The 13,182-nt window shown below is 57.3% G+C and carries 10 protein-coding genes and 1 pseudogene; 3 read left to right on the top strand and 8 right to left on the bottom strand.

Annotated features, from left to right (window positions below):
* Positions 1 to 30: 30 nt before the first annotated feature.
* From ACI48D_RS06950 to ACI48D_RS06915, 8 genes and pseudogenes are all read right to left on the bottom strand, one after another.
* Positions 31 to 1,419: a TIGR03013 family XrtA/PEP-CTERM system glycosyltransferase gene (locus ACI48D_RS06950; protein ID WP_435570489.1), complete on the bottom strand. Its 1,389-nt coding sequence runs from the start codon at positions 1,417 to 1,419 to the stop codon at positions 31 to 33.
* Positions 1,420 to 1,490: 71 nt separating this feature from the next.
* A complete protein-coding gene (locus ACI48D_RS06945) occupies positions 1,491 to 2,522 on the bottom strand; it encodes an SDR family oxidoreductase (protein ID WP_435570561.1) in 1,032 nt (343 codons plus the stop codon).
* A gap of 59 nt (positions 2,523 to 2,581) precedes the next feature.
* Entirely contained in the window at positions 2,582 to 3,871 is a 1,290-nt protein-coding gene (locus ACI48D_RS06940; protein ID WP_435570488.1) for a nucleotide sugar dehydrogenase, read from the bottom strand.
* Positions 3,872 to 4,454: 583 nt separating this feature from the next.
* Positions 4,455 to 4,733 (bottom strand): hypothetical protein, encoded by a 279-nt coding sequence (locus ACI48D_RS06935; protein WP_435570487.1) that lies wholly within the window; start codon positions 4,731 to 4,733, stop codon positions 4,455 to 4,457.
* A gap of 162 nt (positions 4,734 to 4,895) precedes the next feature.
* Entirely contained in the window at positions 4,896 to 5,420 is a 525-nt protein-coding gene (locus ACI48D_RS06930; protein ID WP_435570560.1) for an IS630 family transposase, read from the bottom strand.
* On the bottom strand, positions 5,401 to 5,895 hold the full coding sequence (locus ACI48D_RS06925; protein WP_435570486.1) for a helix-turn-helix domain-containing protein: 495 nt from the start codon (positions 5,893 to 5,895) through the stop codon (positions 5,401 to 5,403). Before ACI48D_RS06925 ends, ACI48D_RS06930 begins: the two co-directional genes overlap by 20 nt.
* A gap of 61 nt (positions 5,896 to 5,956) precedes the next feature.
* Positions 5,957 to 6,205, bottom strand: a pseudogene (locus tag ACI48D_RS06920) (IS5/IS1182 family transposase); the annotation flags it as partial.
* An 86-nt stretch (positions 6,206 to 6,291) separates the two neighbouring features.
* A complete protein-coding gene (locus ACI48D_RS06915) occupies positions 6,292 to 6,609 on the bottom strand; it encodes a hypothetical protein (RefSeq protein ID WP_435570485.1) in 318 nt (105 codons plus the stop codon).
* A 458-nt stretch (positions 6,610 to 7,067) separates the two neighbouring features.
* On the opposite strand from ACI48D_RS06915, the gene ACI48D_RS06910 reads away from it, so the two are divergent.
* The 3 genes from ACI48D_RS06910 to ACI48D_RS06900 all read left to right on the top strand — a co-directional run bounded on the left by ACI48D_RS06910 (position 7,068) and on the right by ACI48D_RS06900 (position 12,059).
* Positions 7,068 to 8,135, top strand: a complete 1,068-nt coding sequence (locus tag ACI48D_RS06910; RefSeq protein WP_435570484.1) for an HlyD family secretion protein — start codon at positions 7,068 to 7,070, stop codon at positions 8,133 to 8,135.
* Positions 8,136 to 8,991: 856 nt separating this feature from the next.
* Positions 8,992 to 9,897, top strand: a complete 906-nt coding sequence (locus ACI48D_RS06905; protein WP_435570483.1) for a TraB/GumN family protein — start codon at positions 8,992 to 8,994, stop codon at positions 9,895 to 9,897.
* Positions 9,894 to 12,059, top strand: coding sequence for a peptidase domain-containing ABC transporter (locus ACI48D_RS06900; RefSeq protein ID WP_435570482.1), 2,166 nt, complete (start codon positions 9,894 to 9,896; stop codon positions 12,057 to 12,059). The genes ACI48D_RS06905 and ACI48D_RS06900 overlap by 4 nt, the downstream gene beginning before the upstream one ends.
* The last annotated feature ends 1,123 nt before the right edge of the window (positions 12,060 to 13,182 follow it).

The raw sequence follows: 13,182 nt of genomic DNA, 5'->3' as shown, positions 1-13,182 counted from the left end.
CCGGCTTGCGCCGTCCGGGCCGCGGCAGGGTCAGCGTCCGCTGCGGAACAGGACGACTTTCAGGGTGTCAATCAGGATCAGGACGTCGAGGAACAGGCTGTTGTTCTTGACGTAATACAGGTCGTACTGCAGCTTCTGCAGGGCGTCCTCGGCCGACGAACCGTAGCCGTAGCGCACCTGGGCCCAGCCGGTGATGCCTGGCTTGACGCTGTGGCGCACATTGTAATACGGAACCACTTCGATCAGCTGTTCGACGAAGTAGGGACGCTCCGGACGCGGGCCGACGAACGACATCTCGCCCTTGAACACGTTGAGGATCTGCGGCAGTTCGTCGATGCGGGTCTTGCGCATGAAGTTGCCGATGCGAGTGATGCGCGGATCGTTCTGCTGGGCCCACTGCGGCTTGCCGCCCTTTTCGGCGTCGGTGCGCATGCTGCGGAACTTGTGCACGAAGAAGGTCTTGCCGTCCTTGCCCACCCGTTCCTGCGAATAGAACACCGGGCCACGGTCTTCCAGCTTGACGGCCAGCGCCGCCAGCAGCATCAGCGGCAGGGTCAGCGCCAGGATGATCACGCTGCACACGATGTCGAAGCTGCGCTTCATGAAGGTGCGGACGAAACTCTGGTCGAAACCGCCGCCGAACACCAGCCAGGACGGCTGCAGCGAGTCGACCCGGATCTGGCAAGTCTCGCGTTCGAAGAAAGTGGCGGCGTCGGTGACCTTCAGGCCGGCCAGCTTGCACTCGAGCAGTTCCTTGATCGGGAAGCCGCCGCGGCGGTTCTGCACCGACACCACGACCTCCTCGACGTTGTACTGGCGCGCCAGCGACACCAAGGTCTCGCCCTCACGCCCGTTCAGCAGGCTGGTCGAGGGCACGCACAGCTCTTCGTTGGGCGAGGGGATGAAGCCGGTGATGTTGTAGCGGTGGTAGCTGGCGCTCTGCAGGGCCAGGTCGCTGCACTCCTTGGCCAGCGGTCCGCTTCCCAAGAATAAGATGCGCGTCTCGAGGAAGCGCAGCTCGGATGTCTTGAAGAACACCATGCGCGCGGTAAAAATGCCGGCGGCGGCGATCGCGAATACCTGGATCAGGACGCCGCGCCCGAAGTACAGGTCGGGCGCCACGTAGAACACCAGCGTCAGGATCAGGAAGCCCATCAGGAACGAGGGCATCAGCTTCATGAAGAAGGGATTGCGCAGCCCCTCGTTGAAGTCGAGCTGGTACATCCCCATTGCGCTCATGCTGAAGATGATGGCGGCGGTAAAAGCGACGGCCGAGGTGAAAAAATGGTCCAAATGCTCGATGTTCGGCAGGCTCATGGTCTGCCCCATCTGCATCATGCGTACCGTCACGCCGACATAGGCGGCGCCGAGCAGCACCAGTACTTCGACGAACAACAGTACGAAAACAATCTTCGACACGTAGTGGTTAGAGATCCTAAGCACAGCATCCTCCGGTATTCTTATTACATACAGATCTCATACTGCGGCGCCTACCGCGGCAAGTTATCGACATACCAATCCATGGCCTGCTTCAGCCCCTCGCCGATCCGGTGTGTGGGCGCATAACCCAGCAGCCTGGCGGCCTTGCCGATGTCGGCCTGCGAATGGCGCACGTCGCCCCTACGGAAATCGACGTAGGTCGGCTTGTGCGCGGCCACGTGCGGGAAGCGCTCGGCCAGCAGCCCGGACATCATCGCGTACAGCTGGTTGAGGGAGGTGCGGTCGTTCAGCGCGACGTTGTACACCTGGTTGGCAGCGTCGCTGCCGGCCAGCGCCGCCAGCAGGTTGGCCTGCACGACGTTGTCGACGTAGCAGAAGTCGCGGCTGGTCTCGCCGTCGCCGTTGATGCACAGTTCCTCGTTGCGGATCATGGCCATCACCCACTTCGGGATCACGGCCGCGTAGGCGCCGTTCGGATCCTGGCGCGGGCCGAACACGTTGAAGTAGCGCAGGCCGATCGACTCGAAGCCATAAGTGCGGCCAAACACGTCGGCATACAGCTCGTTGACGTACTTGGTCACCGCGTACGGCGACAGCGGTTTGCCGATCGTGTCCTCGACCTTCGGCAGGCCGGGATGGTCGCCGTAGGTCGAGCTGGAAGCGGCGTAGACGAAGCGCTTGACCTTGGCGTCGCGTGCGGCCACCAGCATGTTCAGGAAGCCGGTGATATTCGTTTCGTTGGTCAGCTGCGGGTTGGCGATCGAACGCGGCACCGAGCCGAGCGCGGCCTGGTGCAGGACGAAATCGACACCCTGGCAGGCGCGCACGCAATCGTCGGGCGAACGGATGTCGGCCTGCAGGAAGGTGAAGTTCGACCAAGCCGTCTCGCCCACCAGTTCGCGCACCTGGTCCAGGTTGCGTTGGTGGCCGGTCACGAAGCTGTCGAGGCCGGTGACGCGCTGGTTCAACTTCAGCAGGGTTTCGACCAGGTTCGAGCCGATGAAACCGGCAGCGCCTGTGACCAGCCAGTGGTAACTGTGCTGACGCAGCTGCTGTTGGACTTCTTGAATCTTGTTCACGATTGGGACACTTTACTGATAGCGCGGCTGCCCGCGGTCGCGGGCAGTCATGGTGGGCTGTGTTACAGGCGCCAGACGCAGTAGCCGGCTTCGCTGATCGCCTTCGGATCGAACTGGGACTTGACGTCGATGAAGCAGCCGCTGTCGTTCAGCTTGGCCTGGAAGTCGAGCAGCGAACGGGCCAGCACTTCCTTGTGCGGCACGGCCATCACCAAGGCATCGGCCTTCGGCAGGTTTTCCCAGCTTTCCAGCTTGATGCCGTATTCGTGCTGCGCTTCGTCGCCGTCGGCGACCGGATCGTAGACGTGCACTTCGCAGCCGTAGGACTCCAGTTCGTGTACGATGTCAGCAACCTTCGAGTTGCGCAGGTCCGGGCAGTTTTCCTTGAAGGTCAGGCCGATCACGTTGACCTTCGACCCCTTCACGTGGAAGCCCGACGAGATCATCGACTTGACGGTCTTTTCGGCCACGAACTTGGCCATGCCGTCGTTGATGCGGCGGCCCGCCAGGATCACCTGCGGGTGGTAGCCGACCATCTCGGCCTTGTGGGTCAGGTAATACGGGTCGACGCCGATGCAATGGCCGCCCACCAGGCCCGGACGGAAGGGCAGGAAGTTCCACTTGGTGCCAGCGGCCTTCAGGACCTCGAGGGTATCGATGCCGACCTTGTCGAAGATGATCGCCAGTTCGTTCATCAGGGCGATGTTCAGGTCGCGCTGGGTGTTCTCGATGACCTTGGCGGCTTCGGCCACCTTGATGCTGGAGGCGCGGTACACGCCGGCCGTCACCACCGATTCATACAGCTTGGCGATGCGGTCCAGGGTCTCGTCGTCGTCGCCGGACACCACTTTCAGAATGGTGGTGAGGGTATGTTCCTTGTCGCCCGGGTTGATGCGCTCCGGCGAGAAGCCGACGTGGAAGTCTTCCTTCCACTTCATGCCCGATTCCTTTTCCATGATCGGGATGCAGACTTCCTCGGTGGCGCCCGGGTAGACGGTCGACTCGAACACGACGACCGCGCCGCGCTTCATATTCTTGCCGACGGTCTTGCTGGCACCAGCCAGCGGGGTGAAGTCGGGGTTGTGGGCGATGTCGACCGGGGTCGGCACGGCCACCACAATGTAGTCGGCCTCGGAAAGCAGCGACGGATCGGTGGTCACTTCCAGGTGCCCTGCCGCTTTCAGCTGCTCGGTCGATACCTCGCCCGTAGGATCGATACATTTCTTGTAATTGTCGATCTTGGCTGCCGACAGGTCGAAACCGATCGTTTTCGCTTTCTTGCCAAACTCGACAGCCAAAGGCAGGCCAACATAGCCCAGGCCAACTACCGCAATGACCTCATCTGCTTTCATAGTGCATTCCGTAAAATTAGTTTTTGCAATTCTGATAACTTTAATATAGCATGGAAACAGAACTGCTCTCAACACACGGTTGTGACTCGCCCTTAAAAACAACAAGATACCGTACGCATCTGCAAGTTCCACCGCCTCACGCTGCCGAGCAGCCCAGCTCGAAGAGCTCGTGCAGAAAAGCATTGATACCCTGACATGAGAGTGTCACACGTCCCTCATCAATACTTAAATGCAATCTTAGCATTTTTAAAAATGCAAGTTCTGAAGTGTGTTCTATCGTGCGCAGGTGAAATGATTTCTTGTAGTCTAAATTTAGTAACTAATTTTACGGAAATTAGTTGCATCCAATACACGTACCTTTCCTGCATGCATGTATCTGCTGCCATCGGTGGCGGATCGGAACATCATAGAATCGCCAACAGAAGTAAGCGAGCACAAAGCAGCACAGCAGGTCATCACAGTCATAGGAAGCGCCTCCAGCGACGTTAACCCGGTGACTGACAACCCATGCGGTGTAAGCGTAAACAAAGGGGTAGTAAATAATATAGATGGGGTAGGATATTTCCTCAGGAACCTGCAAAATCTAGATAACTGGCCCGCTTGTCACCTTGCCGCTTTCGCCCAGGTAAACCACGAGCGGGAACACGAAAACAATACGCATGGATTCGTAGATGCCGTTAACCCAGGTACCGTGATCGCCGCCCAACCGCGGGAGGGAGGGCGCGACGACCACAATCAGGTTGCTTAGTGGAAAGGCGTGCTTGATGCACCGAACTTTGGCAACACAGGACAACAACAGTCCGGCAAAGAAGGAATACAGCAAACGAACAAGGGCAATGCCAATCTGCACCGGATTCAGCAAACCAGCCGCCAATCCCGTCACTAGCAGGCCACATCACACAATAATGCACAAGTGCACAGCCACTGATCAATACCCGCCCGTCAAGCATTAGCTTCGTGAATTTCCTGAAGATGAGTGTATACAATATATTGCCGATGTATTCGTAAAACAGTGACTAAGTAGTCAGGAAAAATTTACTGTGAATTCTGTCCCGAAACCTTTCATCAAGGATCGGATTTCGTCGAGCAGTGCCGCGCCGTTCATGGCGACGAAACGACGCCAGAAGTACTTGGCATGTTTCCAGATGATCTCAATGCGGTTGAGTTCCGGGCTGTAGGGCGGCAAGTCGTAAAGGTGCAGACCCTGACGTGCCCAGCGTCGCCGCTTTTTCTCCATTGCCTGGCCTTTGTGAATGGCCGCGTTATCGAGCAACACAATGCGTGGCACCGAATGCGGCTGGTCGGCGATCTGATCGAAAAAGGCGATGACGTCTTCGCGCCTGGTTGGTCGCTGTTGCGTAGTCCAAATCAGCTGGCCATCATGGCGCAATGCGCCAAGCACGTTGACCCGTTGCCGATGCGCCAGCGGCTCTACGGACCGGGTTTCACCAATTCGGCTCCAGCCGTATTGCAATGAGGGATTCGGGCTGAAACCTGACTCGTCGAAGTACAGCAATTCGCACCGTTGCTCATGGTCGAGCCGGCCCAGAGCCTCGATGATCTTGCCGGCGTGCTCGAACGCCTCTTGGTTGCGTTTTTTTTAAACTGTAGCGGTAGCGCTTATAGCTGAATTTCATTTCCTTGAGATAGCGTGCAGCAGTGCCGTCGCTGATCGATACGTGATCATGGCGCTGCTTCAAGTGGCGCAGCAGCGCGGCAATGGTGCCGCCCTCCGAGTGCGCCAACTCGCCTAACGCTTGCTGTTGCTGTGGCGTCCACTTCCGCGGCCGCCCCGTATGGCGCCCCTCGTACAGCCCTGTCAACCCAAGCTTGTTCCAACGCTGGCGCCATTGCTCTACGCTGTTCAAATGCACCGAGAACTCGTCAGCCGTCTCTTGCAGCGTCAGTCCCTGACTCAACCGCAAGATGCCTTGGGCACGCATCCGAACCCGTGGATGAGGATGGAAAATCCCCATATCCCGCAGCGTCCGACGCTCAGCATCGGACAACATCAAGCGTTTCATGGCAGCGACTCCTGCAGCAATCCTCGTCCGAGTTTACTCAAAAATTTGGGAAGACTACTTAGATTGCGTCTTCAATACCCGCATCCGACAGGCCAAAGCATTGCTGCGCGACGTACACACGCAGCATTCGTGCCAGCCCGACTGGTGACTGCGCGCCTGCCGCTCTTCAGGAAGTACGGCAGGAGCGCAGTCACCAGTGCTGCCCAAGGCGTCATGGCTCCAATCTCGGTCAGGAAGCGGTGCGCCGTGTTTGCTTTTTCTTGTGGACGAATTCGGAGTCCGAAAAGCACGATTGCCTCGTCTGGAACAGGAGAGGAGTTGACGCGCTGTTGTGCCACTTAGGTCGCGCCGGCGAGCGCTCTCAGGCAAAAGGGCGCCGCCGGCCGGGCCTTGGTGTCAGAAGCTAGTCGAGAGTCCCACGTACAGCGAACGCCGAGCGCCATACTGCGGCGCGCCGACACTAACACCCGAACCGTCACGCAGCAGATACGAACGGTCGAGCAAGTTGGTGATCGCCACCCGGCCGTCGACCTTCCCGACCGGTGTCTTGGCCCAGGTATGCGTAAGCGACGTGTTGACGGTCAGGTACGACGGTAGCGTCGACGAATTCGGCGCACCGCCGTCCGGTGTTTTGCGAAGACCGCTGCCGTACAGGAAATCCGCGCTCCACTGATTATCGCCAAACGGCCAAAGATTGCGCTTCTCTACCCACAAGGCAATCTAAATTGCCAACAATCAATACTCCACAATCAGCGTCCCCCTATATTGGATCACGTACGCTCTATGTCTGGAGCGATTATGCAAAGGTCCTATGTCTTCTCGAGGCCCTGCACTTGGCGGCGAACAGCTAGTGCCTCGTAGAACCTGATACGTAGGTAGTAACGGAGATATTTTTTGAGCGCTGAATCGAAACCTACACGGGCCGCAACGCCATTATTTCGAACCGAAATCTCTTCGGGAAGAAATAGAGGTGATCTCGGAAGCATTCGCTTGGCGCGGCCAATTTCTGCACGTTGGATTACGGTAGGAGCGCTATTGATCGGCGCGGCGTTTGTTGTCTTTATTATCGCGGGCAGCGTCACTAGGAAGGCCGGAGCGTTGTGGGAATCACTGTGCCGACGGGAGGTAGCTTAAGCATAGTTGCTCCCTCGTCGGGCGTACTGGTAAGGAGCGTGTTTCACGAAGGAGAATACGTCCATGCCGGCCAAGTATTGTTCGAATTGTCGACCGAACGACAAGTTGGCACTGGAGAAGTGTCGGAGATCGTATCTCGGCAGCTTGCTTCGGAAGAGCACAGTCTGGATAACGAACAGCGCTTGCGCGTCGCACAAAATCGTCAGCGGCGCCAGGCGCTGCAACAACATCTCGAAAGTCTGGCGGCGGAAACCAAGCACGTGAATGAGGAACTGGCGTTGGCGCAAAGGCGCTATCAGTTGGCAGAGCGCAGTCTTAAACAGTACGAATCGCTGCAGGTAAGCGGCTATATGTCATCGGCACAGGTGCAGCAAAAGCAGGATGATCTGCTCGACCTAGCGGCACGTGTCAGCGATGTTCGCCGTAACGTTGTTCAACTGCAATCAAGCAGGCGCGACGTTGAAGCCGAGTTGAGCGGGCTTGACACAACTATGGCGAGCGATCTATCGCAGTTGTCGCGTGCCAAGTCTAGCTTGGCCCGTGAAATGGCCGAAAACAGTTCGCGCAAATCACTCATGATCACTGCACGGGAGCCGGGCATCCTCACGACGATTACTTATCAGGCTGGCCAAGCGATCAGCATCGGCCAAGTGCTTGCCGCCATGATTCCGGCCCCACAACCGTCCCCTAGGAGTGACGGCATGTTGGGAGAACTAGAGGTACAGCTATATGCCCCCAGCCGTGCAGCCGGATTCGTTGCGCCGGGCCAGGAAGTACTGATCCGTTATCAGGCATTCCCATATCAAAAATTTGGCTTGCAACGCGGCATTGTGAGCGATGTCAGCACCACGCCGTTTGCACCAGGCGAGCTGCCGCCCAGCTTGGCGAGCACGATCCTCAGTAACGCCCAGCAGAACATCAATGGTTTCAACAACAACGAAGCGTTGTACCGCATAAAGGTGAAGTTAACGCGACAGACAATCACGACCTACGGAAAAGAACACCCCCTAAAGCCGGGCATGACGCTGGAAGCCGATGTGATTCAGGATCGCCGGAAGATCTGGGAGTGGATTGCTGAGCCGCTGTTGGCGGTCGCGTACCGGTAGCCAAAGGCGCCGCGCAGAATCGTTGGCACGGGCAGCGACAACTTTCGCCCGTGCTGCCGAGAGTCGTACGTTGTGATTGCAGCACATCGTACGACATTAAGTTGCATTCTGACCAGAATGCGTTTCACGAACTGTCTTTTAAGGATGTCATATTATGCGAGTCATTTCAAGCGAAGAGTTGGACTTGGTCTCCGGTGGTTCGACCGAGGAGCAACAATCAATCGCCAAAAAATCCAAGGACGGCGGCGGCTTTTGGGGATCAATCGGCAACTTTATCTCTGGTCTATTTGGTGGCAGCTCGGGATCCAGTAATAACTCTTGCGTGGCAAGTAGCAACAGCGCCGGGGGCACCACCACGACCCAAACCTGCGGAGCCGGCGGCGTGTCGACCGTGACTACCACAAGTTCTGGATATTTCAACCAGGTCACCACGACGCCAAACCCCGCCGTTTCCGCCGGTGGTAGCTATGGTGGCGCCTCCCTCCACGGAGGCTACACCGGTGGGTTTACGGTGACTACGACCACCTGCATAGGCGGAAAGTGCAGCACCACGACGAGGGGACATTGAGTAGTTTGGTGAGTCATCTCCCATAATCAATGCCGGGCATTTTCGGCAGTTGGCCCTGGTCTTCGCCGGGGCCAACGCCTCACTGGGTCCGAAACTATGATGATCTCTTGCATTCGAAGCTATACGGTACTAGCCGCTGTGTTCGCCACGTTACTCTCAACTGCCGCTGCCGCTGCTGCCACGGCGCCGCGCGCATGGCTAGTCAGTAAAGGCAATACACAGGCCGTGCTAGTCGGCGAGTCTCACGTCGAGACCCCAGTTGAGATCGACCGCTACTTTGAGACCGTCGTGAAACCGAGTTACGCGGTGGCTGAGGTGGCCGTAATGGAGACTTATTTTGGCCTGGACCAGCTCCGGAACGGATCGTTCGCGCTCGGCGCGCCCTGCTTTGACGATCCGAAGGGTTTGCACACGCAGCGCTTGCATCTTGCCTTTGACGCCTTGATTAAGGCGACACGGGATAGCCATCTTGACGTGCCGAACTGGCTCGAAAGCTGGGCACTCGTGCCGGAATACCTGACTTCGACCTCGTTGGACGTGTTTACGACAGCGTCGCTCGGGCCAGCATATGACGTCGCCAATGAAGGAGGCGTTTCCTTCCGCCTGCGTGGCAAGGGCACGACATCGAAAAAGACGATTGGCCTAGATACGCTCAGTGACCGGCGAACGCAGTTCTGCAGCGCGAGTGCTGCTGACCGAGCCGATTTCGTTGCTGATAAAGCCCTGCAGGTTTCGCGCCTGCTGCGCCTGCAGCAATCCGATCCGTTGTATGTCTCCCGTGGCAAACTAGCAGTCGCCGCCGGGGAGGTTACTGACGAAACGGTTCGGTGCGTCGACCGCCCGGTGCCCTGTGCCATTGATCCAGTTTCTCCCGGCGATCAGATCTTGCAGGACAAGGGATTGAAGACAAACCTTAGTTTGGGCACTTTTGAAATCATGATCAAGCAACGCACCCATGCCTGGGTTCCGCTCATCGCCAAAACCATTTCCGAACACCACAGGACCTTCGTCATCGTCGGAGCGCTGCACCTTCCTGACCTACGAGTTGGCAACCGGGTCGAGCCTGGTTTGATCAGTCTGCTGCGCCGGCAAGGCTTTTCGGTCACCAGCATCGGCGGGGCCAGTGACATCAGTGCGACATTCCTATCGCCTTCCTGGTTCGACCGCGTGCGCTCCGCGCTGGGTAGCTTATGAAGACCATATTACAGACCGAAGCGAGCGAGTGCGGCTTGGCGTGCCTTGCCATGGTGGCCGATCACTTCGGCTACCGCTGCGAACTGGGCGATCTGAGGAGGCGCTTTGCGGTCAGCCTCAAGGGAGCCACCATGACGCAGCTTGTGCGCTATGCCGCCGTGCTAGAACTGGCCGTGCGGCCGCTGAGTCTGGAACTTGAGGAAATACCTGCCCTACAGCTACCCTGTATCCTGCACTGGGATCTGAAGCACTTTGTGGTATTGAAGAAGGTCCACAAGAGCCTAACGGGCGCTATCAGTGTCACGCTAGTCGACCCTGCCGTGGGTGAACGTCGGATGACGCTTGAGACGATGTCAAAGCACTTTACTGGTGTGGTGCTGGAACTGTCGCCGAACCAGCACTTTAAACCTGCCGACGAAACCAAGCAGATATCAGTGAGCCAGCTGACAGGAAAAATTCTGGGTTTGCGCACGGCGCTGGTACACGTCTTTTGCCTTGCCGCGGTACTCGAGTTGTTTGCGATAGCGGCGCCGCTATTTAATCAATACGTAATCGACGACGTCATCGTCGCCGGTGACCGTGAATTGCTCATTGTCCTAACTGCGGGCTTTGCATTATTGACCGTTACGCAGACCACGATCGAACTTGTGCGCAGCTGGTTCCTGATGCACTGGAGTATTGACATCGGATTCCAATGGGCGAGCCGTGTGTTTACCCATATGACACGCCTGCCCGTGGCGTTTTTTGAGAAGCGCCGACTGGGCGACATTGTGTCGCGCTTTAGCAGCATTGCAGATATCCAGAACACGCTTACCAGCGTCTGTGTCGGGAGCGTACTTGACGGCGTCATGGCGCTGCTGGCGCTGGGCATCATGTTCGCCTACAGCGGCTACCTGAGCATCATCGTGATTGCTGGCGTGGCGGCGTACGCGCTACTGCGCTGGCTGTTCTATCAGCCGTTCCGAGAGGCATCACAAGAGCAGTTGATCTTGGGGGCGAAGGAAAGCAGTCATTTCTTCGAAACGATCCGTGCCGTTTCCCCGATAAAGCTTTTCGGCCGAGACGCCGAACGCCGGGCGCGCTGGTTGAATCTGAAACAGGATGCCATCAACCGCGCGATCGAGACCCAAAAGCTGGGAATCCTCTTCAAGGTAGCAAATACCGCACTGTTCTCTGCACAAGGCCTGGCGATCTTTTATGTGGGGGCGGGTTTGGTCATGAGCAATGCTCTAACGGTAGGCATGCTGACTGCATTCAGCAGTTACGCAGCCACATTTTCGGGGCGGATTTTCAACCTGATCGATGTGGTTTTCAGTATCCGACTCCTGGGCATGCACACAGGACGTCTCGCGGATATCGTGATGGAAGAAGCAGAGCCCGAAGTCGAGACCGATATTGATTGCAGCCGGCTCGATGCGGAAATCACACTGCGCGGCGTGAAGTTCCGTTACGGCGACGGTGAGCCGTGGGTGCTGGACGGCATCGACCTAAACATTCCGGCTGGGCAGAGCTTGGCCCTAGTCGGACCGTCGGGCTGCGGCAAGAGCACGCTGTGCAAAATCATCCTTGGGCTGCTCGCACCTACCGAAGGGGAGGTACTGCTAGGTGGCGTACCTATTACACGGATCGGGTACCGCGCCTACCGCCAAGTAGTCGGCACGGTGATGCAAGATGACACATTATTGGCTGGCTCGATCTTGGAAAATATCACCTTTTTTGATGCCCAGACTGATATTGGGCTTGCCGAGCAATGTGCGCGTCTCACGGCGGTCCATGACGAGATCTTGGCCATGCCCATGGGGTACCAGACCTTGGTCGGCGAGATGGGTGGCAGCCTGTCCGGAGGTCAAAAGCAGCGCGTACTGCTGGCGCGTGCGCTGTACAAGCGGCCGAGAATTCTCGCGCTTGACGAGGCCACTAGCCATCTGGACGTCGCTAACGAGCAGAAGGTCAACACGGCGCTTGGTATGCTGCCGCTGACCCGAATTATGGTAGCGCACAGGCCGGAGACTATCAATGCTGCGGAGCGCATCGTAGCGATCCAGAACGGCCGGGCACTCGAAGTGATCAGGAGCCAAGTTGGCCCCGAGCCGCAAACTGCTGCGCGTGAGCGATTCACATGGATGCATGTGCCCAATCGTTTCGCTCCTGCGCGCGCATGAGACGATCACTAAGTTGATTACAGCTGGCTCGTGAGTTCTGTTGTGTTTATGGAAGGATTGTCGCAGCTCCATCTATTTGCCGTATGCCCCGATCTGTTCACGCAGCCCTCGAAGCGCTCAGCGCTGGCACTTGTGCGTGCGAGTCCCATCGTGCGAACGTCAAAAATCTGAGGTTCCACGATCTTCGTCACGAAGCGACTAGCCGGCTCTTTAAAAAAGGACTCATCCAGCGAGATGACGTTCTGAGCACTTAGATCAAACAGAGCTGGCAGGCGAACCTGGAGGTCTACAAGCCAACAAAACTGTGGCGCAAACTGCGGCGTGAGGGAAATAACGTGGGCCACTGCACGGTGTAGCACTTGATGCGCAAGGCTAGGTCACACAGCGTGGTACGCGGTGGCGATTCACTACAACTCAAACATGGGTCTCGGGGCGCAGCCCTGAGCTGGCAGAAAAGGGAAAGTGCGTTGGGAGCCACAGGCGACCGAGCGTTTTTCCCGATGTATGGGCACGGCTTGTCGTGGCCGTACATTTCTCATCCTGTCCTAAACTTCCCTACCCTAATAGTGGGTGTGAGAGTGGGCGTGGGCGTGAACGTGGGTCAGAGTGGGTAGCAGAGTGTGGGTTAGGTATATGTTGAAGTGGGTGACCTGCCAAACGCCCGTTTGCGTCCATTCGTGAAGGTGACGCCAGTACGTCGTGCTCATGCCGCAGCCGAGGTCACGCGGAAGGTATTAGCAACGTATTTCAGTCATGAGGACGAACAGGATGCGAGTCAGTGCTGCACGATCATTGATACTCGGTCGTCCGCCTCTTGGTGATTGGCTATGAACCGGCAGATGAACTGCCATAAGCGACCACACGTCCTCAGGCAGAAATTCCTTGGTGAAGGTATTGCTGATCTGGCATTACATTGTTTTCTGTCCGGGGTAGTTGTAGTTATATAAAGTTCTTGCTTTAAACCAGTACTTACTAGCGTCGGCTTCCCGGCTTCGTACTAGCCGTCGTCGGTTTTGCCACGTTCGGATTTCCCGACTCTGGTTGGTTCTCAGGCTTGTCCTGAATGATCCAGGTAGTTGTTGTGAATTTACCCGAAGCTTCTCGCTCTCGTACTATCGTTAGA

The organism is Massilia sp. LXY-6 (genome assembly GCF_051233485.1).
Taxonomy (GTDB): domain Bacteria; phylum Pseudomonadota; class Gammaproteobacteria; order Burkholderiales; family Burkholderiaceae_D; genus Telluria.
This window is presented reverse-complemented; position numbering and strand designations above follow the sequence as displayed.